Raw genomic sequence first — 25085 nt, forward strand, 5'->3', positions numbered from 1 at the left:
CTCGGTTATGTTTGGCCGAAGGCTTGTGTCATGATGATCCGACCGCAGGTTAGTCGTCCTCTTCCTATATGAATAGATCCTCCGCGTTGCTCCTCGCTTTTGTCTTCCTCAACGGCTGCCAGGCCATGGCCCCCGTGTCGACCGACGGTACACCGCCGGTGGAAGAGAGCACCCCAGCCCCTGAAAAGCCCAAGGTTTACTCCTCGTTCACTGAAGATACGGTGTACAGCCTGCTGACCGCAGAACTGGCCGGCCAGCGCAATCGTTTCGATATTGCGCTGGATAATTACGTGACCCAGGCCATCAATACGCAAGATCCGGGCATCTCGGAGCGGGCGTTTCGCATCGCCGAGTACCTGGGGGCCGACCAGGCTGCGCTGGACACCTCGCTGATCTGGGCGAAAAACGCGCCGGACGACCTGGAAGCACAACGGGCGGCAGCCATTCAATTGGCGCGCTCGGGGCGCTACGACGACTCCATGACCTATATGGAGAAAGTCCTGCAGGGCAAGGGCGACACGCATTTCGACTTTCTTGCGCTGTCGGCGGCCGATACCGACCAGGACACGCGCAACGGGCTGATGAAGAGTTTCGACCGCCTGCTGCAAAAACACCCGAAGAACAGCCAGCTCGTGTTCGGCAAGGCCTTGCTGCTGCAGCAGGACGACGAAGCCGAAGCCGCGCTGAAGCTGCTGGAACAGAACCCGCCGGAAGAAGGCGAGATCGCGCCGATCCTGCTGCGCGCACGCCTGTTGCAGAACCTCAATCGCGGCAAGGAAGCGATTCCGCTGCTGGAAAAAAGCATCAAGAAGTACCCGGACGACAAGCGCCTGCGCCTGACTTACGCGCGCACACTGGTGGAGCAGGACCGCATGGAGGACGCCAAAGTGCAGTTCGCCAACCTGGTCCAGCAATACCCGGACGATGACGAATTGCGCTACTCCCTGGCGCTGGTGTGCCTGGAAGCCAAGGCCTGGGACGAGGCCAAGGGCTATCTGGAAGAGTTGATCGAGCGCGAAAGCCATGTGGACTCGGCTCACCTGAACCTCGGCCGCATCGCCGAAGAAAACAACGACCCCCAGGCCGCCCTGCTCGAATACGCCAAGGTCGGCCCCGGCAACGACTACCTGCCCGCCCAGTTGCGCCAGGCCGACATCCTGATGAGCAACGGGCGCACCGACGAGGCGGAAAAACGCCTGGTCGCGGCGCGCGAGGCGGAACCGGACTACGCGATCCAGCTGTACCTGATCCAGGCCGAAACCTTGTCGGCCAACAATCAGGCCGAGCGCGCCTGGAAAGTCTTGCAACAAGCCTTGCTGCAATACCCCGACGACCTGAACCTGCTCTACACCCGTGCGATGCAGGCGGAAAAACGCAATGACCTGGCGCAGATGGAAAAAGACCTGCGCCTGATCATCAAGCGCGACCCGGACAACGCCATGGCGCTCAATGCCCTGGGCTACACCCTGTCCGACCGCACCACGCGTTACGCCGAAGCCAAGGTGCTGATCGAACAGGCCCACAAGCTCAACCCGGAAGACCCGGCCGTACTCGACAGCCTGGGCTGGGTGAACTACCGCCTGGGCAACCTGGACGAGGCTGAGCGCCTGCTGCGCCAGGCGCTGGAGCGCTTCCCCGACCAGGAAGTCGCCGCCCACCTGGGCGAAGTGCTCTGGGCCAATGGCAAACAGCGCGAAGCCCGACAAATCTGGGAGAAGTTCCTCAAGGAACAACCCGAAAGCCCCATCCTGCGCGGCACCATCAAGCGCCTGACCGGTTCCGAGACCCTTTAAGTTTATGTTCTTGCGCCACTTTATCGTTTTCAGCTTCATCGCCTTGCTCGCCGGTTGCGCGGGCTTCGGTGCCCGCGAGTCCGTTGAGGGCCAGGGCAACCCGGCGCAATGGAAACAGCACAAGGCCCAGCTCAGCAGCATCGATGGCTGGCAGATCGAAGGAAAAGTCGGGGTACGCGCGCCGAAAGATTCCGGCAGCGGCACCTTGTTCTGGCTGCAACGCCAGGACTACTTCGATATCCGCCTGTCCGGCCCATTGGGGCGCGGCGCCGCCCGCCTGACCGGCCGACCGGGGCAAGTCAGCCTCGAAGTGGCCAACCAGGGTCGCTACGAAGCCGTCCTCCCCGGAGGCGCTGCTGGAAGAGCAGATCGGCTGGAAACTACCGGTGTCGCACCTGGTCTGGTGGGTACGCGGCTTGCCCGCCCCCGACAGCAAAAGCCGCCTGAGCCTCAATGGCGACAGCCGCCTGGCCTCCCTGGAGCAGGACGGCTGGCAGGTCGAATACCTGAGCTACGTGCAACAGAGCGGTTATTGGCTGCCCGAGCGGATCAAACTGCACGGCACCGACCTTGATATCACGCTGGTGATCAAGGACTGGCAACCACGCAAGCTGGGGCAATAACGTGACCGTAGAGAAACTGACCCTGCCCTCCCCGGCCAAACTCAATCTGATGCTGCACATCCTGGGACGCCGCGAAGACGGCTACCACGAGTTGCAGACGCTGTTTCAATTTCTCGACTACGGCGATGAACTGACATTCGCCGTGCGCGACGATGGCGTGATCCGACTGCACACCGAATTCGAAGGGGTGCCCCACGACAGCAACCTGATCGTGAAGGCCGCGAAAAAACTTCAGGCACAATCCGGTTGCGCCCTGGGCATCGACATCTGGATCGATAAAATCCTGCCCATGGGCGGCGGCATCGGTGGCGGCAGCTCGAATGCCGCGACCACACTGCTGGGCCTGAACCACTTGTGGAAGCTCGGCTGGGACCTCGATCGCCTGGCCGCACTGGGCCTGACACTGGGCGCCGACGTCCCGGTTTTCGTGCGTGGGCACGCGGCTTTTGCCGAGGGCGTGGGAGAAAAACTCACCCCGGAAAACCCCGAAGAGCCTTGGTATGTCGTGCTTGTCCCGCAAGTATCTGTAAGTACAGCAGAAATTTTTTCAGATCCACTGTTGACACGTAACTCTCCTCCCATTAAAGTGCGCCCCGTTCCCAAGGGAAACAGTCGAAATGACTGCTTACCGGTTGTAGCAAGGCGTTATCCAGAAGTACGTAACGCTTTGAATTTGTTAGGTAAATTTACCGAAGCAAAATTAACCGGCACTGGAAGTTGTGTGTTTGGGGGCTTCCCAAACAAAGCTGAAGCTGATAAAGTCTCGGCCCTTCTTACAGAGACCCTTACAGGGTTTGTAGCGAAAGGAAGCAACGTTTCGATGTTGCATCGCAAGCTGCAAAGTCTGCTCTAAAAGGAACCGAGTACTGGGTACTCGTTGCAACAGATACAGGGGCGTCGCCAAGCGGTAAGGCAGCAGGTTTTGATCCTGCCATGCGTTGGTTCGAATCCAGCCGCCCCTGCCATTTTCCTTTACTCATCCAGGTTACCCTCAGCCTCTAGGTACTGCGCGTGTCCAAGATGATGGTCTTTACGGGGAACGCCAACCCCGATCTGGCTCGACGTGTTGTTCGTCAGCTGCATATCCCTCTCGGTGACATCTCTGTCGGTAAATTCTCCGACGGCGAAATTACCGCCGAGATCAATGAAAACGTCCGCGGTAAAGACGTCTTCATTATCCAGCCGACCTGCGCTCCGACCAACGATAACCTGATGGAACTCGTCGTGATGGCTGATGCCTTCCGCCGCTCCTCAGCGACTCGAATCACAGCTGTAATCCCTTACTTTGGTTATGCCCGTCAGGATCGCCGTCCGCGTTCCGCACGTGTAGCTATCAGCGCGAAAGTCGTGGCTGACATGCTCACCGTGGTAGGCATCGACCGTGTTCTCACGGTTGACCTGCACGCTGACCAAATCCAGGGGTTCTTCGATATTCCGGTAGATAACATCTACGGCTCCCCCGTATTGGTGGATGACATCGAAGACCAGCGCTTTGAAAACCTGATGATCGTGTCCCCGGACATTGGTGGCGTCGTGCGTGCACGGGCTGTCGCCAAATCCCTGGGCGTTGATCTCGGGATCATCGACAAACGCCGCGAGAAAGCCAATCACTCTGAAGTGATGCATATCATCGGTGATGTCGAAGGGCGTACCTGTATTCTGGTTGATGACATGGTCGACACCGCCGGCACCCTGTGCCACGCGGCGAAAGCCTTGAAAGAGCACGGTGCGGCAAAAGTCTTCGCCTACTGCACACACCCTGTGCTGTCGGGCCGAGCGATCGAGAACATCGAGAACTCAATGCTGGACGAACTGGTGGTGACCAACACCATCCCGTTGTCCGCTGCAGCTCAAGCCTGTCCGCGTATCCGCCAACTGGATATCGCACCGGTAGTTGCCGAAGCGGTTCGCCGCATCAGCAACGAAGAATCGATCAGCGCGATGTTCCGTTAAGGGTCAAACCTTCGGATCACCTCACTGACGAAAAGCGCCCCGCCCCGGCATATTGTCGGGGCGGGGCTTTTTTGCCCATATCGCCTTTAGCGCTGGTCGCAAACGCTGGGGCGAATGTGGTTATTTTGGAGATACAACATGAACGAATTTATTCTGAATGCTGAAGTGCGTTCCGACCTGGGGAAAGGTGCGAGCCGCCGCCTGCGTCGTCTCGCAAGCCTGGTTCCAGCTGTAGTTTACGGTGGCGACAAAGCCCCTGAATCCATCAGCATGCTGGCCAAAGAAGTTGCCAAACTGCTGGAAAACGATGCGGCCTACAGCCACATCATTTCGCTGAACGTCGGCGGCACCAAGCAGAACGTCATCATCAAGGCCCTGCAACGTCACCCAGCTAAAGGCCACGTGCTGCACGCTGACTTCGTTCGCGTCGTTGCCGGCCAGAAACTGACCGCCGTCGTGCCTGTGCACTTTGTTGGTGAAGAAGCTCCGATCAAAAAAGGCGGCGAAGTTTCGCACGTTGTTGCCGAGATCGAAGTGACCTGCCTGCCGAAAGACCTGCCTGAGTTCATCGAAGTCGACCTGTCGGCTCTGGAAATCGGCGAAATCCTGCACCTGTCCGACCTCAAAGCCCCTAAAGGCGTTGAGTTTGTCGCACTGGTTCACGGTGATGACAAAGCGGTTGCCAACGTTCACGCTCCACGCGTTGCTCCAGAAGCTGAAGAAGGCGCTGCAGAGTAATTCACTCTGTATTGCCGGAGCTTGAGGAAACATCGCGGACCGAAACGTAGCGAGAAAGCGGGCGATAACGCGACGTTTACTCTTGAGTAAATGATCCCTTGTCGTCCACTTTCGCCGCACTCAGGTCGGCATTGTTATCCACAACTCCAAAGGAAGGGCCCCTGTCGTGACTGCCATTAAACTGATCGTTGGCCTGGGAAATCCAGGCGCAGAATACGAACAGACCCGGCATAACGCGGGGGCCCTTTTTGTTGAGCGCATCGCCCACGCCCAAGGTGTAAACCTGGTGGCCGATCGCAAGTATTTCGGCCTGACCGGACGCTTTTCGCATCAGGGTCAGGATGTTCGTCTGTTGATTCCCACCACCTACATGAACCGCAGCGGCCAGGCTGTCGCGGCGCTTGCGGGGTTCTTCCGGATCAAACCCGAAGAAATCCTGGTGGCCCATGACGAACTGGACCTGCCTCCCGGCGTTGCCAAGCTCAAGCAAGGCGGCGGGCATGGCGGGCACAATGGCCTGCGCGACATCATCGCGCAGTTGGGCAATCAGAATACCTTTTACCGTCTGCGGCTCGGCATTGGCCACCCAGGCGTTGCCAGTATGGTTTCAAATTTCGTCCTGGGTCGTGCGCCACGCGCCGAACAGGAAAAACTCGATGCCTGCATCGACTTTGCCCTCGGCGTGCTGCCGGATATCCTCGCCGGGGAATGGAACCGCGCGATGAAAAACCTGCACAGCCAGAAGGCCTGACTCTTTTCCGAGGGGAAACACCATGGGATTCAATTGCGGCATCGTCGGCCTGCCCAACGTCGGCAAATCCACCCTGTTCAACGCGCTGACCAAGTCCGGTATTGCGGCGGAGAACTTCCCCTTCTGCACCATCGAACCCAACAGCGGTATCGTGCCGATGCCGGACCCACGCCTGGACGCCCTGGCCGTGATCGTCAACCCCAAGCGCATCCTGCCGACCACCATGGAATTCGTCGACATCGCCGGCCTGGTGGCCGGTGCGTCGAAAGGTGAAGGCCTGGGCAACAAGTTCCTGGCCAACATCCGCGAAACCGATGCCATCGCCCACGTGGTCCGCTGCTTTGAAGACGAGAACGTGATTCACGTTTCCAACAGCGTCGACCCGAAACGCGACATCGAGATCATCGACCTGGAACTGATCTTCGCCGACCTCGACAGCTGCGAGAAGCAACTGCAGAAAGTCGCGCGTAACGCCAAGGGTGGCGACAAGGACGCCGTGGTCCAGAAAGGCCTGCTGGAGCAGCTGATCGCCCACTTCACCCTGGGCAAGCCGGCACGCAGCCTGATGAAGACCATGGGTGCTGACGAGAAGGCCGCGGTCAAGGGCTTCCACCTGCTGACCACCAAGCCGGTGATGTACATCGCCAACGTCGCCGAAGACGGCTTCGAGAACAACCCGCTGCTCGACGTGGTCAAGGCCATCGCCGACGAAGAAGGCGCGATCGTGGTTCCGGTGTGCAACAAGATCGAAGCGGAAATCGCCGAGCTCGATGACGGCGAAGAAAAAGACATGTTCCTCGAGGCTCTGGGCCTGGAAGAGCCCGGCCTGAATCGCGTGATCCGCGCCGGTTACGAAATGCTCAACCTGCAGACCTACTTCACCGCCGGTGTCGAAGAAGTCCGCGCCTGGACCGTCAAGGTCGGCGCCACCGCGCCACAGGCCGCCGGCGTGATCCACACCGACTTCGAAAAAGGCTTTATCCGCGCCGAAGTGATCGCCTACAACGACTTCATCCAGTACAAGGGTGAAGCCGGTGCCAAGGAAGCCGGTAAATGGCGCCTGGAAGGTAAGGAATATATCGTCAAGGACGGCGATGTGATGCACTTCCGTTTCAACGTGTAAGCGTTGTCGGAATCAAAGAAGCCGCGTTTATTCGCGGCTTTTTTGTGGGCGCTTTGAAGGCATGCGAGCCATTCGATCTGAACTCTCGGCAATAAATGCATAGCTAACGCTAGAAAAAGGCATTGGGCGGGTGACCAGACCTTCCCAATGCCAAACGACCTGATTTAATTTGCCTTGAATCGCTTAACCCAGGGTGTTCAGACACACCACCTTGGGCTGGGTCATTTCCTCATAGGCAAAGCGCACCCCTTCCCGGCCGAGGCTGCCGTACTTGGAGCCGCCAAACGGCATGGCATCGAAACGATAGTCGGACGAATCGTTGATCATCACGCCACCCGCCTCGATCCGCCGCGCCGCACTCATCGCCGTCGCCAGATCATTGGTGAAGATCCCCGCGTGCAGGCTGTAATCGGGTTCATTGGCCAACGAGATGGCCTCATCGAAGGTTTCGAAAGGCTGCAACACGACCACTGGGGCAAACACTTCGTTGCGCCACAGGCGACTGGCATGATCGACGTTTTCCAGCACGGTCGCGGCGTAGCACGAGCCGTCGCGCCGGTGGCCGCAAAGTAACCTGGCGCCCTCCTCCAACGCTTCGTTGACCACCTGCTCGGCCTTCTGCGCCGCTTGGGGGGTAATCATCGGGCCGATGTCGGTGCTGGCAAGCAATGGGTCTCCGGTCACCAGTTTCTGCGCCAGGCTGACGAAGTGCTCGCGAAAACGCGCGTAGATCGACGCCTGGATCAGCAGGCGCTGAGTGCCGATGCAGTTCTGTCCCGCCGCCCAGAAGGCCCCGGACAGGCAACTGTCGACGGCGGCCGCAAGGTTGCAGTCCGCCATGACGATCACCGGCGCATTGCCGCCCAAGTCCATCGCGAGCTTCTTCAGGCCGGCCGTGCGGGCAATCTGCTCGCCGGTGACGAAGCCGCCAGTAAAGGAAATCATCCGCACCTCACGGGAGGCGACCAAGGCCTTGCCCAGTTCCGCGCCGCCGGTGGCGACGGTGACCACCGACTCGGGCAACCCGGCCTTAACCAGACACGAGACCAATTTGATGGCCGACAACGGCGCCAGCTCAGACGGTTTGAGAATCACCGCGTTGCCGCCGGCAATGGCCGGACCGAGCTTGTGCGCCACCAGATTCAATGGATCGTTGTACGGGGTGATCGCGACGATCAGGCCCAGCGGCTCGCGGGAGAACCAGCCCTGGCGCGACTCGGAGCCCTCATAGGCATCGAAAGGCACCACTTCCCCGGCATTGCGCCTGGCCTCTTCGGCAGAAAGCTTGAGGGTGTTGACGCAGCGTTTGACCTCTTTTTCCGCCTGTTTGAGGGTCTTGCCGGCCTCGTCGACAATCAGCCGGGCAAATGCCGGGGCATCGCGTTCGATGTGCAAGGCGGCCTGTTCGAGAATGCGTGCCCGACGATGACGCGGCAGTTCGGCGCAGGCTTGCGCACCGCTGCGACCCTGCACCAGCAACTGCGGCACCTGCGATGCACAAACATCCGCTACGGTCCCGATAACAGTCCCGTCAAAGGGGTTGAAGACTTCGATGTGCGGCGCCACGGCAGCCAGCGCAAGACTCGATAGTTTCACAGGCGTTCTCCTAGTTGTGCGCAACAGACTGATGGATGCTGATGATGTCCGACAGCAACGCAAACGCTGTTTCCGTGCGCCCAGCTCCCGGCCCCGAAACCGTCACAGCGCCGAGCAGATCGGTGGCGAACGACACGGCATTGGTGGCGCCGCAAATACCGGCCAGCGGATGATCATGGTTCAACAGGCGCGGCTCGACACTGGCACTGACCGAACCATCGGCATGACGCGTGGCCGCGCCGATAAGCCTCCAGCGTGCTCCGTCCTGCCGGGCTTTTTCGATGTCGCCAAGGCCAAGTGAGGAAATACCGCTGCAACTGACATCGTTGACGTTCAGCTTGGCGTCCAGCAACTCGTTGGCCAGAATCACCACCTTCAGACGTACATCATGCCCCTCGACGTCCGCCGTTGGGTCGGCTTCGGCATACCCCAATGCCTGTGCCTCACTGACCGCCTCGGCGAAACCCAGGCCGCCTTCCATGCGGGTCAGGACGAAGTTGGACGTGCCGTTGAGAATCCCCTCGAAACCGACAACCGAACTGCCCGCCAGCAACTGCCTGGCCAGGCGGATCACCGGTGTACCGCTCATCACCGAACCTTCGTATTCAAAGACGACGTTATTGCGCTGGGCCAGGTCTTTCAGCTCGCCACCGTGCAGGGCAATCGGTCCCTTGTTGGTGGTGACCACATGTTTGCCGTTCTCCAGCGCCCAGCGGCAGAACGAAGTAGCCGGCTCACCATCCACCGGGTTGGTAAAGGTCGCTTCGGCAATGATGTCCGCACCGGACGCCTTGATCACCGCTTCGTTGAGAGCTACGGCTTCGCCCCCCGGCAGTTGCGCGAAAGCGCCCTTGACCGCTGGAAGATTGGCCAGCAACGCGGCATCCAACCCGTCGCGACCGATCACCGAACCGAGGAACAGATCAGTGACGCCGACGATTTTTAGGGTAAAACCCAGTTCGTTTTTCCAACTGTCGTTACGCTCGGCAATCAGCTGAGCCAGCGCCCGGTTGACACCACCGAAGCCGACCAGCGCCAGTTTGTATTCAGTCATTTTTATTGTCCTAGATCTGGGTGATGGGTTGTTGGGCACTAGATTAGGGACACGTCCTGGGCAGTGAAATATGCCAATTTGCTCTATTTCATGGGCGTTTTGACCAGTGCCTGGGCAAAGCGTCCGGGCATAAAAAAAGCCAACCGAAGTTGACTTTTTCACAACAAAAAACCGGCTAGACAACAGACGATAAAACGAATGAAGTCACCGTGTTTTCCACGCCCGGCAGCGCGGAGATTTCATTCCAGACCTTATGCACCCGCTCCGGGCTCGCAGCGCCGACGCGCAGCATCAGGTCGAACTCGCCGCTCATGACATCGCACTCGATGACTTCCGGTATTGCCCGCAAAGCCTGCAGCACATCCGCGCCGCGCATGCGGTCGTAGCGATAGACAAAAATCACCGCATTGATGCTCGAAGAGGCTTGTCGCCCCTCCCCCGTTCGCACCGTATACCCCTGTATCGCACCGTCGCGCTCGAGCCGTTCGATCCGTTGGCGCACGGCATTGCGCGACAGATTGACCTTGGTCGCCAGCTCGGCGTGGGCCGCCCGGGCATTGAGCCGCAGCTCAGCGATGATACGTTCATCGAGCGGGTCCAGAATGCGCTTCACTTGACCTCCTGCGGCAACGCCGTCACAGCGCGCCGAGCAACTGATGGATGGTGTCGAGGTCGTCCGGTTGAATCCGGTAATGCTGTGCCGATCCCTGCTCCGCGAGCGGGCTGTGTTGCGCCGGCGCACCGATCCCCAGCTCGCCGAGCAGCACGGTAGATTTGGCCGGTGAGATTTCCCCCAGGGTGACCATCGGCGCGACCAGGCTGCGGCGGTACAGTCGAGCTGCCAGGACGCCGGTGGCGGTGTGAGGATCAATGACGTAACCGGTGTCACGGTACAGCGAGGTCATTTCCTGCAGGGTTTCGTCATCGCTGACCGCGTAGGAGTCGATGATCATCCGCGCCTGCAACCAGAACTCGTTGGCGATGGTCATCTCGCCGCTGGATTCGAACGCTGCCATCAGCGCGCTCACCGCCTGATCGTCATGCCCGTAGAGCTCCCAGAGGAAACGTTCAAGGTTGGAAAAAATCGACAGGTCCATGGCCGGCGACAACGTCTTGTTGGTTCGCAACCTGGAGTAGTGGTTCTTCAGAAACAACTGATGCAATGCGTCGTTCTGATTGGTCGCAACGATCATCTGGGTGATCGGCAGGCCCATTTTCTGCGCAATGTAACCGGCATATACCTCGGCAAAACTCGCGGCGGGCACGCTGAAACCAATCAGACGCTGAGCGCCTCCCAGTTGCAGCACGGCGTGGAAATAAAACACCAGTTGCGCCAACACACTGACCCAATTGCTGGAGTTGAAACTGACTGCCTCGTGCTGCGTGCATGGCCACTGCCGGAACAGCCGGTTCACGATGGTCTGGCACTCATCGAAGCTACCGTTGACCGCGAACGTGTGGACATTCGGGTGAGCCACCGCCTGCAGATGCTGCAACTGATTCTGTGGTACGCCGGATGCCGGATAGAGCACCACCACGACGGTGTCGTTACAGTGCTTGAACGCCTCGATGGCCGCCAGCCCGGTATCACCGTTGGTAGCCCCGAGCACCACCGCGCGTCGCTGGCGTTTGTGCAGAAAATACTGCACCAACTGCGCCTGCAACTGGGCGGCAAAATCCTTCGAGGAACGGGTAGGTCCGTGGAACAGCTCCAGCACCCACTCGTTGCGGTCGACCTGATGCAAGGGCGCCACGGAGCGATGACTGAAGCGGCTGCTCGCCTCTTTGAGCATGCGCTTGAGATCCACCTCAGGGATGGCCCCACCCACAAACGGACTCATGACCCGATAGGCCAGTTCGTCATACGGCAAGATCGACCAATTGGCCATGTCCTGGGGTTCGAACAGCGGCAACTCGAAGGGCACGAACAGTCCGCCGTCCTCGGCAATACCGGATAACACGACCTTTTCGAAATCGACCTGCATGGCCGAACTTCGCGTACTCACATAGTGCATGGTTGACTCCGGCCATTCATTTGTAACGATGTGCCTGCTCGACCAGCCAGGTAGAAAACATGACCGCGTCGGGATGCTGGTCGGCCCCCGAACCGCGTACCAGATAAAACGATTCGCTGGCTTCTATGCGCTGGGCGAAGGGTTCAACCAGACGCCCGTCCTGGAGCATCTCGTCGACCATCGAGGAGCGGGCCAGGGCAATCCCCTGCCCCAACTCGGCCATGCGCAAGGTGCAGATCAGCGTGTCGAACTGCATGCCGGTCGACGAATCGACGGTGTCCGCTCCGACCATGTTCAACCAGTAACCCCAGCCCTCTTCGTAACCCAGAACGTGCAGCAACGGATGGTGAGCCACGTCGGCCGCGACCTTCAGCGGCGAGCGCGCCATCAGGGCGGGCGAGCAGACCGGAAACAAGGTGTCCCAGGTCAGGCGTTGCGAGACCAGGCCGGGCCATTGACCATGACCCCAACGAATTTCCATATCGTCTTCGCCATCCAGCTCCTTGACCCAAATGTTGCTGATATAGCGGATGTAGACATGGGGATGAGCCTGACGAAAGTCGACCAATTTGGGCGCCAGCCAATGTACGAAAAACGCCAGGCTGCCACGCACCTTGATCGGCCGGCGCTTGTGTTGGCCAAAAATCTCGTTGGTCCCCACCGCCAGCCGAGTGATCGCATCCTGCACCACCGGCAGATAGGCTTGGCCTTCCTCGGTCAGCCCCAAGCCACGGGGCAAGCGCTTGAACAGCGCCACCCCCAGATGGCTTTCCAATTGGCGGATCTGCTGGCTGACCGCGCCCTGGGTCAAAAACAGTTCCTCGGCGGCGTGGGTAAAGTTCAGACAGCGGGCAGACACCTCGAATGCCCGCAGCCAGTTCAATGGGGGTAACGGCTTTTGCTTCATGGTCTGGACCTCATTGACGCCCCCCGCACCGAGCACGCTTGCCCACCCTGCCTAGAATGCATCGGACGGTTGTGCCAAGGGGGCAAGCGACAAGCGTCGCTCGCGGCTCTTGCGGGTAATGTAATACACGAAGTAGCACCAGGCGATGAATGGCAAACCGAAGTACAGCGCCACCCGCTGCTCGGGGTCGAAAGCGATCCCGACGCAGGCCAGGCTGCAGCAGGCCAGCGCTCCCAGAGGTACCCACGGATAACCCCGGACGCGGAACTTGAGGTCGCGGACATCACCGCCATTGGCCACATAGTGACGGCGGAATGCGATCTGGCTCGCGGCGATGCTCATCCACACCACCACTACCGCCAGCCCGGAAATCGACACCAGCGCCAGATAGACGGTGTCAGCGGCAAACACACTACTGAGCAACGAGGCACCGCCGCCGAACATGCTCAATACGATGGCATTCAACGGCGTCCCCGTGCGGGTCAGGTTAGAGAACTGCTTAGGCAGGTGTCCCTGATCGCTTAAGGTCCAGAGCATCCGCGAAGCGGCGTACAACCCGGAGTTGGCCGCAGACAACAGCGCCGTGATGATCACGAAGTTCATGATGTCGGCGGAGTAAGGAATGCCGATGTAGGTAAATACAGTGACGAACGGACTCTCCACCAAACCGGCCTGCTCGCGGGGCAACAGCGTCGCCAGGACGAAAATGGTGCCGACGAAAAAGATCGCCAGACGCAACACGGTAGTGCGAATGGCCCGCGGCACATTGCGCTGAGGGTCCTTGGTTTCACCGGCAGCGATACCGATCAACTCCGTACCGGAGAAGGCGAAGGACACCGCCAACAGGGTCATGGCAATCGACATGAAACCGGTGGGGAACAAGCCCTCGCGGGTGAAGTTACCCAGGCCGGCACTGTGCGCCTGATCGATATGCAACAGGCCGAGAATCGCCCCGCCGCCGATTATCAGGAACACCACCACCGTCACTACTTTGATCAAAGACAACCAGAACTCGGTCTCGGCAAACAAACGCACCGAGATCACGTTGGTCAGGAACACCACGCCAGCGAACAGCGCACTCCAGATCCACACCGGCGTGTCCGGGAACCAGCGCACCATAAGAATACCGGCGGCGGTGAATTCCGAGCCGATGGCCACGGTCCACGTCAGCCAATACAGCCAGGCCACGGTGTAGCCGGTACCTGGGCCAAGAAAGCGCGTGGCGTAGGTGCTGAAGGAGCCGGTTTCCGGCATCTGCACCGCCAACTCGCCCAGGCACATCATGACCATGTAGACCATGAGGGCGCCGATGATGTAAGCAATGACCGCACCTAACGGACCGGCCTGGTTAACGGTGTATCCGGACGTGAGAAACAGCCCGGTACCAATCACACCGCCCAATGCCAACATGACAATATGGCGCGTCTGCATTTCCTGTTTGAAACTGGCACGCGGGTTGATTTGCTGTTCTTGTATGGACATGGTTGTTCTCATGAAAGTTGGCGGGGCACGCATTAACGTCTGCGCTGAGTTACTGGGCAGAGTCAAAAAATGTCGCCACTGGGTTTTATTATTATTCCGCTTCATGAACGCCTCACTAACGGCCCTGTCGTGAGGGAGTAACGTTAAAACTTCAACTGGCTACCTCAGTGCATGTTTCATTGATTGAGGGCTGTTTGCTTGCTGGTAGCTGTTCATCCCGTGAATGCCTGACAAAGGCAAACGCCTGCTGCAGATCGTCGAGCAAATCATCGGTGTCTTCGATGCCGACGGAGACGCGTACCAGCCCTTCGGAGATACCCAGGGCCAGACGCTCCTCCAGCGTGTTCTCCACATGGCTGGTGGTCCGCGCCGGACCGTAAATGGTTTCCACCGCGCCCAGATTGCCCGCGCAGTGAGCAAAGCGCAGGCGCGGCAACAGCACCTTGACCGTGTCCATGCCACCGACCAGGACAAAACTGACGATGGCACCGAAACCGGACATTTGCGCACACGCCACAGCGTGGTTCGGGTGGCTGGTCAAGCCGGGATAATTCACCGACGCCACCAACGGTTCGGTGCAGAGGAACTCTGCCAGGGCACGGGCACTGTGTTGCTGCTGACGCAGGCGCAGCACCAGCGTTTTCATGCCGCGGATGATCATGTAGGCCGAGAAGGGATCGAGCGTCGCACCGTTGATTTCCCGGTAATGACGAACCTTGGCCATCAACGATTCGCTGCCGCATACCAGGCCGCCGAGCACATCGCCATGACCACTGAGGAACTTGGTCGCGCTGTGGATGACCACGTCCACGCCCAGCGCCAGTGGGTTTTGATTCAGCGGCGTGGCAAAGGTGTTGTCCGCCACCACCACGGCACCGACGCGCTTGGCCGCAGCCACCAGACGCTGGATATCGAGGATTTTCAGGGTCGGGTTGGTCGGTGTTTCCAGGTACACCAACTGGCAGCCTTTGGCGATTTCACGCTCGATCTCCTCGTGATCGAACGTCTCGCACAAGGTCACCTCGACGCCCATGCGCGGCAGGAACTCTTCGAAAATCTTGTTGGTTCCGCCATAGCTGTCCTTAGTGGACACCACACGATTGCCGTGGGCCAGGAAGGTGTAAAGCACACTGCTGATCGCCGCCATGCCACTGCTGAAGGCCACGGCGGACTCAGCATGTTCCAACTCGCGGATTTTGGCTTCGAGGGTCTCGACCGTCGGGTTGCTCATGCGGCTGTAGATAAAGCCCGGAGCATTGCCCAGAGCAACGTCGTACCAGACGTCGATGTCGTCGTAACCGTAAGCGGCACTGACCACGATAGGTGTTTGAGTGGCATTGTAGGGGTGCCTGACTTGCTCCCCACCCCAGACCGCCCGGGTCCCCGCTCCGGCATTTTCAAGCCTTGTGCTGTCAGGTTTATTGTTCATTAAGACTACTCGCACTGAGAGTGGTGAATGTTGAATCATTAATCGGATCTGGCGGCCAATATATTGAAAACCCGTGCGCCCGAGAAACGATGTTATCGGTGCCAAAGGGCTGTTTTTTTTAATGGCTATCCATGTGCGGGGTGAGGGGGTCCAGCCCTGGTGGGTTTTTGTGCGGGCAGTGGGCTGTCTAGCTGGCTGATTTAACGTGCAAACGTTGATTGCGGTAGAAGCCGAACTATAAAGGGCGATGCATCAAGATAGTGAAACATCGCCACACATTATAAAATAACGAGAATTCTAGAACACACACCGCAACATAACTGCACCCTCATCAAACATCCCAACTATTCCTCATCACTCTAAGATTTATCTTACACCAACCACGGGCAACTACCACGAGCAGCGCTTGCAACTTTATAGTTCTTGCGATTCAAATACCCGAGCGACTCTACAGCTCAAGCAGCGCATCATGACAACACTAAGCTTTCCTGTTTAACTGCGTGCCGGCCCATAGGTTAATTGCCCTCCCTGAAGTGGCAACAGTATCGGAGCACAACACGATGTCGACGCTCTGCGAAAACGTTCTTATAACGGACATGACCTTTAGCGATTGCCCGGCCATCGAAACGACCGTGAACAATACGGCCGTTCTCGATATCGATATTCTCCTCTTGGGAGAAACCGGCACAGGTAAAGATACGTTGGCGCAACGCATCCATCAGCTGTCTCGTCGCAAAGGAAACTTCGTTGCAGTTAACTGTGCCGCCATCCCGGAAACCCTGGCCGAAAGCCAACTGTTCGGTGTCAACAGCGGCGCCTACACGGGCGCCATGCAATCGCGCGCGGGGTTTGTCGAAGCCGCCCATCTGGGCACCCTATACCTCGACGAAATCGACAGCATGCCGCTGTCGCTGCAAGCCAAGCTGTTACGTGTACTGGAATCGCGCGGGGTCGAACGCCTGGGGTCTACACGATTTATCCCGGTAGACATGCGTGTGATCGCCTCGGCCCAGCACGCCTTGCACGAAATGGTCGAGCAAGGCACTTTCCGACGCGACCTCTACTTCCGTCTGAATGTGGTCAATATCCACCTTCCAGCCTTACGGGATCGGCGAGAGCGGATCATTCCCTTGTTCCTGGACATGATTGAGCAAGAGGCCGATCACTTCCGGCTCGCCGCGCCGTCGCCCCCCAGCAAGCAGTTATTGCAACAACTGCTGTGCCACCCGTGGAAGGGCAATGTGCGCGAACTGCGCTCGACGGCCAAGCGCTTCGTGTTGGGCCTGCCGCCGTTATCCACCGCGGTGATCAACCGACATGAACTTGAATTGAACCTGAAGACACGATTGCAACAGATGGAGAAATCGTTGATTGAAGAATCGCTTCGTCAACACGACCACTGTGTGGACAGTGTGGCAATCGCTTTAGGCGTCGCCAAGCGAACGCTGTACCACCGAATAAAGCATTTGGGAATATCACTTAACTGAAACAGGGTGCCGCCCCTGTTAACGCAATAACATCTTTTGAAACATACCTTCCCGCAACATATGGAACGCATGAATCCGTTTAGCCACATAAGTCATGGAACAGCGATACAGGTGTGCAACAGCGTCTTTTGATGTATCGCTGACTCCAGTGAAACTAACGTCAAGCACGGAGAAAACAACATGACTATCGGTTCGATTGGCTCGTATTCTGGCGCCTCCTATGGTGGTGGCGGTGACGCCAACAATATGTCTGCTGATGAGGCAGATGCTGGGATGGAGGCTGTAGAATCAAAGAAGCGCAAAGATGGCGTAAAAAACGCATATAAAGCAGCAGAGAACGCTAATACCAACGGTATTAAAGCAGCCGCTGACATGCTCCGCCTGTAATAGCTGAACGCTTGCTGGCCTTCTCGACAGTCGATGCCGGGAAGGCCATACCGCCACGAGCGTTGTCATATACACGCTCATCTTCTAACCCTTATCTGACAGGGCAACATGATGATAGGCAGCATCCGCACGACTGAAATCAATCAACTCCCTGGCACCTCGGGCATACAGGAGGCCTCCCACTCGGCCACCGATGTCAGCTTTTTCAACTCAACGCTCATGCCTTCCCCAATTGCGAATACCGCGGTCGATCATGCGCTGCCACCGAATGTGCTTTCCGAAGCCGCAGGCAAGCTCAATTCCATGACTGAGCGTATGACCAAAAGCCTGCGGGCATTAAGCAGCAAGAACAAACTGGAAGAGGCGCGAAAATATCCGGGGCAACTTTCCGACGCACTCCTGCTGACGCACATGTTGTCGAAGAGCGTCGGTAAAACCGCGCAGTGCATCGATAAAATCAGCAACCTCCAGTAGGCCAACATGACTCGCCCGTGGCTTATCCTAGTAATCCTGTCGCTCTCATTCTTGCTCAATGCCTGCAGTGACCGTGTCGAACTTCATCGTCAGTTAACCGAACAAGAGGCCAATGAGGTCGTTGCGGAACTGGCGGACAAACATATCCGCGCCACCAAGGTTCCCGCGAAAGATGGCGTTGTGGTGGTGGTCAACTCAACCGATATCGGCCGCGCTGTGCGAACGCTGGAGGCCGCCGGCCTCCCGCGGGTCGCGCGCGCGACGCTGGGCGACACCTTTCGCAAAGAGGGGGTTATTTCCACGCCGCTTGAAGAACGAGCACGCTACATCTATGCCCTGTCCCAGGAGCTGGAGACCACGCTGTCGAACATTGATGGCGTCATCGTGGCTCGCGTACACGTGGTGCTGCCCGAGCGCGTCGCTCCGGGGGAACCGGTACAACCCGCCTCCGCCTCGGTGTTCATCAAGCATGACCCGCGACTCGACCCCGACAATATCAGGGCCCGGGTGCGCAGGATGGTTGCAAGCAGTATTCCCGGGATGACCGCCGCGGTGGAAAACCCGCAAAAACTGACGGTCGTCTTCGTGCCGGCAACCGCTTACTTAGAGCAGCAACGGTTGACTTACTTCGGGCCGTTCCTGGTTCCGGGAGATGACATCGGTTTTTGGCGGGCCAGTGTGACATTCGGGCTGATCGCCCTGGCGCTGATGATCGCGGCGGGCATGTTCTGGCATAAACGCACACAAAGAGCCGCAGACGCGCTGTCAGACGGCCCATCCCCGGATGTGCCTGTCCAGGCCCGCAATGAGTAATCTCTCATGGGCCCAATGGTGGTCCGCGCCCTGGTTGTGTGCCCACGAAGACTGGAAAGTCCCCGTTCAACACGCCGCGCTGAATGAGCTGCACCGCAGCCGGCAGGTCGTCACGGGCACGCCTTATGGCGTTGCCCCTTGCCTGCCGCCAATGCCCGACCCCGCACTCCTGCAACTGGCACTCGCCCCCACGGATCAACTCGACCTGGGGCTCGCCCTGATTGACGGCATCTGCCGTCCCGCCTATGCCACCGCACTCGATGACAACCATCGACAGTGGTGCAACAGGCTGGCCAAGGCCCTGCCCCTGGATATGGTGCAACCCGATAATGACCCGCTGCAATTGCTCCGCGCCTGGGTCACGCCGGCCACCTGGCAGCGCATCCGGTTGCGTTTTGCGCGCCGGCGCATTTTGGATCTGGACGAAAAAGCCCTGTCGCTCGGCGACTCCCATAGCCGCCTCGATACCCTTTGGCATGCGGTGGCGTGGCGCATTGGCGCGATGAACAGGAACAGTAGCGCTGCCGCCTCAGAGGGGCACGGAGATTAACGATGTTATGCCGATATAAAATCAGCTCGCCCGGGGGCGCGCCGCCCTTGCCGGGGAGCCTGATCTCTTGCGAAACACTGGCGAGCTATACCCAGGCCAGCAATGTGGTGGACCAGGCAAAAGCCGAGGCCAGGCAGTTGCTGAAGACGGCACACGCCCAACGTGAAGCGCTGCTGGAAAAAGTCAGCGTTGAAGTATGGCAACGTGCCAATGCACAACTCAAACGCTGGGAAATCGAGCGTCAGGCCCTGTGCGACAGCCTTGAACAATACGCCACCTCGATCGCCAACCAGGCTATTCACCTGCTGCTAGAAGACACCCCCGCGCCCCAACGCATGGCCGCCCTGATCAAGCAATTACTGGCGAGCCATGTGCCAGCGGTGAAGGCAACACTGGTTTGCCACCCGCTCGAATTGGAGGCGGTGCGGGCATGCCTGACCAACCGCGGCAGCACGCACTGGACACTGCGCGCCGACGATACGATCAAACTGCAATCGCTCATATTGACCACCGAAGAAGGGGACTTCCGGATTGACTGGACGTCCTTGATCAATATTTTCATGAAGCCCGATGACAGCCCTTCAGACAACGGGTTTTAAACACACTTCATGAAATAAAAATTGCCGCACATGGAACCAATTCGAAATACAAACCAAAAAGGAGAACATCCCAACGGAGTGAATCCATGAACTATTACGACGGTTACAGCAATCGGCTTTTAAACGACGCAAGGGAGGTTAAACGTGACCTCAACCTCGCCGCAGAAACCAATTCCGGGTCTGAAGAAGACCTTGCCTTTTTTTTCGATCTTGTCGCCAAGCATCGAACTTCCGAATACGTCTTCAATGAGCATGCCCGCGTCAAACATATGCTCCTGAAGTCAGGCCTGGATAGCGGTCAGTAACTTGAACGCGCTGCTGGCCGAGTGTTTGAAACGCGGCTCCGGAGAATTGAGGTTATTCGAAAACAATGACGAAATTATCCTGCGTCATTGTTCGAACAGCCTGTTGCTCAGTGTCCAGTTGACGCCACTTCGCCCGGACAAATCATTGCTGCTGAGCTGGCTGCGCCTAGGCGAGGTCAGCCTGGAACACTTTCCAGGCGCTCTCGCCCAGGCGCCGGCCAGTGGCGCGCTCTGGCTGATGCATTGCCTGCATGACAAGCACGACGAACAGCAGCTGCAGCTCTGCCTCGAGTCCCTGCTCAACCAACGCGATACCTGGCGCGCCACCGTCGCGCGCCTCCATAGATCGGCGCCTCGACGCAACCCCACCTCCCTACGTTCGTTGCTGTACTAATCAGAGAAGCTTCTATGCATAACAAGATCCACAAGCGCGACAGCTTGCGCATTGACCCGCCCGAAACTTCATCCAGACGCGCCGATTGGCGGTGCCTGATCGCCCTGACCTGCTTGCTGGCCCCGGCGCCAGGCGCCCTCGCCGCCATCCCCGCCGAATGGAAAAACACGGCATACGCCTATGAAGCCCAGCACAAGCCGTTACGTGAAGTCCTGGAAGATTTTGCCCAGACCTTCGGTACCCAACTCCAGATCGAGGGCCTGCTGGAGGGCAACGTCAACGGCAAGATACGCGCCAATACCCCGCAGTCGCTGCTCGACAGGCTGGGCGTTGAACACCGCTTCCAGTGGTATCTCTACAACAACACCCTGCACATCAGCACCCTCGACCAGCAAGAGTCCGCACGCCTGGAGGTGTCGTCCGAAACCATTGCCGACCTCAAGCAGGCGCTGACCGATATCGGCCTGCTCGACAGTCGTTTCGGCTGGGGCGAATTGCCGGAGGACGGTGTCGTCCTAGTCTCCGGCCCCCGGCGCTATATCGAACAGATCAAGCAGTTCAGCAGCCAGCGCCGTTCACCGGACGAAAAGCAGAGCGTGTTGAGCTATCCGCTCAAGTTCGCCAACGCCGCGGACCGCCAAATGGAATACCGCAACGAAAGAATCACCATCCCCGGCGTGGCTACCATGCTGCGCGGGCTGCTCGACCCACGCAATCCCGCGATGCTCACCGGCATGACTCAGCGCTCCCCCGCGCAGTCCCAGCCCGCGCCCCTGACGCCGGCGTTCCCGCGCCTGAGCAACCCGCTGCTGGGGCAGATGCTCGGCACACCCGCGCCAACCGGGCCGGTGGACGCCGGCATAGCGCTGACGTCGCGGGCGCCGGTCAACCCAAGCCGAATCCGCGTCGAGGCCGATGTGCGCAACAACGCAATTCTGATCTATGACCTGCCGGAGCGTCAGGGGATGTACCGCGAGCTGATCAGTCAGCTCGACGTGGCGCGCAAACTGGTGGAAATCGACGCCATCATCCTCGACATCGAACGCACCCAATTACGTGAGTTCGGCGTCAACTGGGGCTTTCAAAACAGTCGCTTCCGCGGCGCGGTCAACATGGCGCCCGGCACCTCATCACAATTGTCGATCGAAAACCGCGACCGCTTTTACGCCGACGTGCGCGCCCTGGAAGCGCGCGGGCTGGCAACCATGGTCTCCAACCCATCGGTGCTCACCCTGGAAAACCAACCGGCGGTGATCGACTTCAACCGCACCCAGTACCTGACGGCCGGCAGCGAGAACGCGACCATCCTGCCGATCACCGTCGGCACCAGTTTCCAGGTCGTGCCTCGCGTCATCACCAGCCGCGGTGGCCATCAGATCCACCTGGCGGTGGACATCGAAGACGGTAACTTCGACGAGTCCAACCCCGAACGCATCGGCCCCGATGTGCGTCGGGGCAAGGTCAGCACCCAGGCCGTCATGGCGGAAAAACGCTCCCTGGTGGTGGGCGGTTTCCATGTAACGAACAGCGCGGACAAGCAAAACAAGATCCCCTTGCTGGGGGACATTCCGTTGCTGGGCAAAGCGCTGTTCTCTTCGACGGAACGCCAGAACAACCGGCGCGAACGTTTGTTCATTCTCACCCCGCGCGTGATCGGCGATCAGTCCGACCCATCACGTTACTTGCCGCAGGCCGACCAGAGCGAGTTGCAGGCCGCACTCAAACCCCTGGCACGGCGCTTGGCCCCACATCAGCCGGTGATCAACCGCAGCGACATCACCAGCATCCTGGCGCATCTGGTCAGCGGGCAAGTGCCCAAAGCCTTCAAGGCCGCACCGATGCCGCTGGCGTTGAACACGTTGTGTACCCCTCGCGAGCTATTGGCGCTCAATACCGAGCGCAGCCAGTGGTATGCCGGCCCGCAGTTCAACGTGGCAGTGGTGGTGCTGCGCAATCAGTACAAGCGCAATGTCCGCATCGATGAAAAAGAATGCAGCAACTCCGAGACCCTGGCGGTCACCGTCTGGCCACGCGCCTGGCTCAAGCCGGGCGAAGAAGCCGAAGTGTTCATCGCCATGCGCCCGGTGGTGAAGGATGAACACCTGAGTGTGCCACGCCCGTCCCTGCTCACGCCAACCCGGAAGACCACGCCATGAAGCCAAGACTGTTGTGCGCCACCCTGATGATTACCGCGTTGTTCATCAGCGGTTGCACCCCGACCTGCAAAGGGGACTCCTGCTCACGCCCACAATCGACCAGCGATAAATTGGTGATCTGGTGGCCGCCGCACATGCGCGTCGAACCCGGCCCGGCCGGGGAGCGTTCGGACTATCAAACGGTGTCGCTGGAACGATGAACGCCGGGAGGGTGCCGGACGATGAGCGGCATCGGCAGGCATTCTTCGATAGCCTGGTGAGCGGCGATGCCGCTCACCTGCCGTTGTGCCTGGGCATCGCCCTGCACACACGGCACGCCAACGCCCGCCCGGGGTTGGCATTGCACATCAGCCAGGCGGCCTTGCAAGCCGGGCAACTGCAACGCGTGCTGGAACGCCGCTTCGATCAGGCAGTGGTATTTGATGGCTGCTATATCTACCTCGATGCCCAGGGCGCACTGGTGATCTGGCACGCCCTGCCCGCCGAGCTTCAGGCCGTGGATCAAGTCCTCAGCCGAATGCTGTCGCTGGCCGATCTCGACGCCTTGGATGGTTTCGCCAACCGCTGATCAGCGCTGCTCCAGCTCCGGCAACTCGAGGGTTTCACGCTTGGCCTCATCGTCGAGGTCGCGCAAGGTACGGTAGATCAACGCCACCGCGTGCAAGGTCTCGCGCGGAATGCCCGCCCCCAGTTTTGCCTCGTACAGCGTGCGCGCCAACCATACGCATTGAATCACCGGGACATCCGCCGCCTTGGCTCGATCAATCAGCTTACGCGCATTCGCGTCCGTGCCCTTGGCCACCAATTTTGGCAGCGGCGTTTGGCCGGGGCGGTAATACAACGCGACGGCAAAGTGCGTCGGGTTGACCACCAGCATGTCCGACTCCTCCAGCTTGGGCAGCTTGACCTTGGGTTCTTCCTGGGCCAACTGATAAGCCAACGAGCGCCGCTGGCCCTTGACGTGGGGATCGCCCTCCATGTCTTTGTACTCTTTGACCACCTCGACCTGAGTCATACGCATGCGCTTGGCAAAAAAGTACTTCTGCAACGTCAGGTCGATAAGCGCCAGCACCAGCAGCACCCCCAGACACGCATGCAACAAGTGCCGAAAGAGTGTGATCAGCGCGAGGATGTAGGTTTGCAGATCGCTGTTGGCAAGGTTGATCAGGGCCCCCAGCGACGGGCCAATCACCACGTACAGTATCAAGCCCAGGAGCAATGACTTGCCGATGCCCATCAACAAGTTCATGAGGGATTGGGCGGAGAACATCTGCTTGAGCTGGGTGAGCGGGTTCAGCCGGTTGAAGTCCAACTTCAGGGATTCGGGGGCGAACAGCAAGCCGAACTGCATCCAACTGCTAATCAGTTTCACCCCGATCGCGACCCCGACCATCAGCAGGCCGAAGGAGAAAAACAACACCAGCGCCTCCGTCAGCACTTCTTCCAGGGCGCGCGCAAAGGGTTGCCCTATGCGCGCCAGCGGCAGTGCGATCATCTGCTGGAAGCGCTGCATGCTGGTGTCGGCCGTGAACAAGGCGATCTCGCTCAAGGCCGTCAGTACCAGCAACTTACCCACGTCCTGGCTCTGCGCGACTTGGCCTTTCTTGCGCTGGTCACGCAGTTTCTTGGCACTGGCGGGGTGTTTCTTTTCCCCTGAATCACTCATGTAAAAGGCCCCTTGAACAGCAGGCCCAGGGAATGCTTGAGGTCACTCAGCAGCGCCATGCGCCCGACGATCAAGTCCTGCAGCAGGGCGAAATACAGCAGCAGAATACCGATGCCGGCCAGGCATTTGATCGGCGGGGCCAGCGTACTCACCTGCAGTTGCGGGCTGTAGATCCCCAACAGTGCCACGCCGAACTCGAGCAACAGCAGTACGGCGATAAAGGGCGCGGCGTACAGCATCATGTGAGTGAAGGTGTCGCCGACCAACTCGACAAACACACTGAGGCCATTGGCCGCCGGCAACGGAAACCACACGGTCGGCGGCCAGATCAGGTAGCTGTCCCAGATCACCTGGGTCAGTGCGCCCAGGCCCAGGCTGGCCATCAATAAAAAAATCGCCAGTTGCTTGAACAAATGCCCGATCGGCGTGGCGTCGGGGCCCAGCGACGGGTTGAGCTGACCGCCGGCCAAAGCCCCGCGCTGGTTGTCCAGCAGCGCCCCGACCGACTCGAACATCCAGAACGGCATCGACAGCAACACCCCCAGCAAAACGCCCAGGATCGCCTCTTTGAGCACCAGTGCGCCCAACATCATCGCGGAGAGTTCCTGCCCCATCAGCGCCGCATGAATACCCGGCGCGGGCATCAACGCCATGACCATCACCACGGCGTGCCTGGGCATGCCGCGAATGTGCTGGAAACAGAACGCCGCGACCAGAAAAGCGCAGGGGTAGATGCGTGCCATGCCAATCAGCAGGCTTGGCAGTAAATCAAGATAGAGCAGCATGGGCA

26 protein-coding genes, 1 tRNA gene and 1 pseudogene are annotated in these 25085 nt (G+C 59.2%); 19 read left to right on the forward strand and 9 right to left on the reverse strand.

Translation table 11 applies throughout. The features are described from left to right. Nucleotides 1-68 precede the first annotated feature (68 nt). The 8 genes and pseudogenes from ACVWZP_RS16565 (at nucleotide 69) to ychF (ending at nucleotide 6981) form a co-directional block, all read left to right on the forward strand. Complete coding sequence (locus ACVWZP_RS16565; RefSeq protein ID WP_046384758.1) at nucleotides 69-1793, forward strand: tetratricopeptide repeat protein; 1725 nt, start codon at nucleotides 69-71, stop codon at nucleotides 1791-1793. Between the two features lie 4 nt (nucleotides 1794-1797). Further along, nucleotides 1798-2416: pseudogene (lolB, locus tag ACVWZP_RS16570) on the forward strand (lipoprotein insertase outer membrane protein LolB). A gap of 49 nt (nucleotides 2417-2465) precedes the next feature. After that, nucleotides 2466-3269: a 4-(cytidine 5'-diphospho)-2-C-methyl-D-erythritol kinase gene (gene ispE, locus ACVWZP_RS16575; protein ID WP_186354582.1), complete on the forward strand. Its 804-nt coding sequence runs from the start codon at nucleotides 2466-2468 to the stop codon at nucleotides 3267-3269. Nucleotides 3270-3306: 37 nt separating this feature from the next. Continuing rightward, nucleotides 3307-3381, forward strand: a tRNA-Gln gene (locus ACVWZP_RS16580). A 46-nt stretch (nucleotides 3382-3427) separates the two neighbouring features. Continuing rightward, nucleotides 3428-4369 carry a ribose-phosphate pyrophosphokinase gene (locus ACVWZP_RS16585; RefSeq protein WP_017844405.1) on the forward strand — a complete coding sequence of 314 codons (942 nt, stop codon included), beginning with the start codon at nucleotides 3428-3430 and terminating at the stop codon, nucleotides 4367-4369. Nucleotides 4370-4507: 138 nt separating this feature from the next. Beyond that, on the forward strand, nucleotides 4508-5107 hold the full coding sequence (locus tag ACVWZP_RS16590; RefSeq protein WP_017844406.1) for a 50S ribosomal protein L25/general stress protein Ctc: 600 nt from the start codon (nucleotides 4508-4510) through the stop codon (nucleotides 5105-5107). A 166-nt stretch (nucleotides 5108-5273) separates the two neighbouring features. Then, complete coding sequence (gene pth / locus ACVWZP_RS16595) at nucleotides 5274-5858, forward strand: aminoacyl-tRNA hydrolase (protein ID WP_017844407.1); 585 nt, start codon at nucleotides 5274-5276, stop codon at nucleotides 5856-5858. A 22-nt stretch (nucleotides 5859-5880) separates the two neighbouring features. Continuing rightward, on the forward strand, nucleotides 5881-6981 hold the full coding sequence (gene ychF, locus ACVWZP_RS16600) for a redox-regulated ATPase YchF (protein WP_046384760.1): 1101 nt from the start codon (nucleotides 5881-5883) through the stop codon (nucleotides 6979-6981). A gap of 183 nt (nucleotides 6982-7164) precedes the next feature. Here ychF and ACVWZP_RS16605 read toward each other — a convergent pair whose 3' ends face one another. The 7 genes from ACVWZP_RS16605 to ACVWZP_RS16635 form a co-directional block, all read right to left on the reverse strand. Then, on the reverse strand, nucleotides 7165-8577 hold the full coding sequence (locus tag ACVWZP_RS16605) for an aldehyde dehydrogenase family protein (protein WP_177031542.1): 1413 nt from the start codon (nucleotides 8575-8577) through the stop codon (nucleotides 7165-7167). Between the two features lie 10 nt (nucleotides 8578-8587). Continuing rightward, nucleotides 8588-9631: a homoserine dehydrogenase gene (locus ACVWZP_RS16610; protein WP_046384762.1), complete on the reverse strand. Its 1044-nt coding sequence runs from the start codon at nucleotides 9629-9631 to the stop codon at nucleotides 8588-8590. A gap of 175 nt (nucleotides 9632-9806) precedes the next feature. Beyond that, a complete protein-coding gene (locus ACVWZP_RS16615) occupies nucleotides 9807-10244 on the reverse strand; it encodes an Lrp/AsnC family transcriptional regulator (RefSeq protein WP_046384763.1) in 438 nt (145 codons plus the stop codon). Nucleotides 10245-10266: 22 nt separating this feature from the next. Then, the gene (thrC, locus tag ACVWZP_RS16620) at nucleotides 10267-11646 is read right to left on the reverse strand and encodes a threonine synthase (RefSeq protein WP_046384764.1); all 1380 of its coding nucleotides are present in this window, start codon (nucleotides 11644-11646) and stop codon (nucleotides 10267-10269) included. 16 nt (nucleotides 11647-11662) lie between these two features. Then, nucleotides 11663-12553 carry a LysR substrate-binding domain-containing protein gene (locus tag ACVWZP_RS16625; protein ID WP_046384765.1) on the reverse strand — a complete coding sequence of 297 codons (891 nt, stop codon included), beginning with the start codon at nucleotides 12551-12553 and terminating at the stop codon, nucleotides 11663-11665. 51 nt (nucleotides 12554-12604) lie between these two features. Continuing rightward, nucleotides 12605-14035 carry an amino acid permease gene (locus tag ACVWZP_RS16630; protein ID WP_046384766.1) on the reverse strand — a complete coding sequence of 477 codons (1431 nt, stop codon included), beginning with the start codon at nucleotides 14033-14035 and terminating at the stop codon, nucleotides 12605-12607. Between the two features lie 151 nt (nucleotides 14036-14186). Continuing rightward, a complete protein-coding gene (locus tag ACVWZP_RS16635) occupies nucleotides 14187-15464 on the reverse strand; it encodes a cystathionine gamma-synthase family protein (protein WP_046384767.1) in 1278 nt (425 codons plus the stop codon). A gap of 560 nt (nucleotides 15465-16024) precedes the next feature. Here ACVWZP_RS16635 and ACVWZP_RS16640 point away from each other — a divergent pair. From ACVWZP_RS16640 to ACVWZP_RS16690, 11 genes are all read left to right on the forward strand, one after another. Then, nucleotides 16025-16951: a sigma 54-interacting transcriptional regulator gene (locus tag ACVWZP_RS16640; RefSeq protein ID WP_017844409.1), complete on the forward strand. Its 927-nt coding sequence runs from the start codon at nucleotides 16025-16027 to the stop codon at nucleotides 16949-16951. Between the two features lie 180 nt (nucleotides 16952-17131). Next, on the forward strand, nucleotides 17132-17338 hold the full coding sequence (locus tag ACVWZP_RS16645) for a hypothetical protein (protein WP_046384768.1): 207 nt from the start codon (nucleotides 17132-17134) through the stop codon (nucleotides 17336-17338). Nucleotides 17339-17449: 111 nt separating this feature from the next. Next, a complete protein-coding gene (locus ACVWZP_RS16650; RefSeq protein WP_226926248.1) occupies nucleotides 17450-17812 on the forward strand; it encodes a hypothetical protein in 363 nt (120 codons plus the stop codon). A gap of 6 nt (nucleotides 17813-17818) precedes the next feature. After that, the gene (gene sctJ / locus ACVWZP_RS16655; RefSeq protein ID WP_457369943.1) at nucleotides 17819-18625 is read left to right on the forward strand and encodes a type III secretion system inner membrane ring lipoprotein SctJ; all 807 of its coding nucleotides are present in this window, start codon (nucleotides 17819-17821) and stop codon (nucleotides 18623-18625) included. Further along, the gene (locus ACVWZP_RS16660) at nucleotides 18618-19175 is read left to right on the forward strand and encodes a type III secretion protein (RefSeq protein ID WP_457369944.1); all 558 of its coding nucleotides are present in this window, start codon (nucleotides 18618-18620) and stop codon (nucleotides 19173-19175) included. Before sctJ ends, ACVWZP_RS16660 begins: the two co-directional genes overlap by 8 nt. A 2-nt stretch (nucleotides 19176-19177) precedes the next feature. After that, nucleotides 19178-19774 carry a type III secretion system stator protein SctL gene (sctL, locus tag ACVWZP_RS16665; protein ID WP_017844414.1) on the forward strand — a complete coding sequence of 199 codons (597 nt, stop codon included), beginning with the start codon at nucleotides 19178-19180 and terminating at the stop codon, nucleotides 19772-19774. An 86-nt stretch (nucleotides 19775-19860) separates the two neighbouring features. Further along, nucleotides 19861-20079 carry a hypothetical protein gene (locus ACVWZP_RS16670; RefSeq protein ID WP_026139725.1) on the forward strand — a complete coding sequence of 73 codons (219 nt, stop codon included), beginning with the start codon at nucleotides 19861-19863 and terminating at the stop codon, nucleotides 20077-20079. A 1-nt stretch (nucleotide 20080) separates the two neighbouring features. Further along, on the forward strand, nucleotides 20081-20473 hold the full coding sequence (locus tag ACVWZP_RS16675) for a hypothetical protein (RefSeq protein ID WP_046384772.1): 393 nt from the start codon (nucleotides 20081-20083) through the stop codon (nucleotides 20471-20473). Nucleotides 20474-20487: 14 nt separating this feature from the next. After that, nucleotides 20488-22629, forward strand: coding sequence for a type III secretion system outer membrane ring subunit SctC (gene sctC, locus ACVWZP_RS16680; RefSeq protein ID WP_261753664.1), 2142 nt, complete (start codon nucleotides 20488-20490; stop codon nucleotides 22627-22629). Beyond that, a complete protein-coding gene (gene hrpT / locus ACVWZP_RS16685) occupies nucleotides 22626-22829 on the forward strand; it encodes an HrpT family type III secretion system protein (RefSeq protein ID WP_057005746.1) in 204 nt (67 codons plus the stop codon). The genes sctC and hrpT overlap by 4 nt, the downstream gene beginning before the upstream one ends. Further along, nucleotides 22826-23197: a hypothetical protein gene (locus ACVWZP_RS16690; RefSeq protein ID WP_017844419.1), complete on the forward strand. Its 372-nt coding sequence runs from the start codon at nucleotides 22826-22828 to the stop codon at nucleotides 23195-23197. Before hrpT ends, ACVWZP_RS16690 begins: the two co-directional genes overlap by 4 nt. Here ACVWZP_RS16690 and sctU read toward each other — a convergent pair whose 3' ends face one another. Both sctU and sctT read right to left on the reverse strand, forming a co-directional pair. Next, the gene (gene sctU, locus ACVWZP_RS16695; RefSeq protein WP_046488028.1) at nucleotides 23198-24295 is read right to left on the reverse strand and encodes a type III secretion system export apparatus subunit SctU; all 1098 of its coding nucleotides are present in this window, start codon (nucleotides 24293-24295) and stop codon (nucleotides 23198-23200) included. Next, a complete protein-coding gene (sctT, locus tag ACVWZP_RS16700) occupies nucleotides 24292-25080 on the reverse strand; it encodes a type III secretion system export apparatus subunit SctT (protein WP_017844421.1) in 789 nt (262 codons plus the stop codon). The genes sctU and sctT overlap by 4 nt, the downstream gene beginning before the upstream one ends. Nucleotides 25081-25085: the final 5 nt, after the last annotated feature.

The organism is Pseudomonas sp. TE36184 (genome assembly GCF_054060055.1).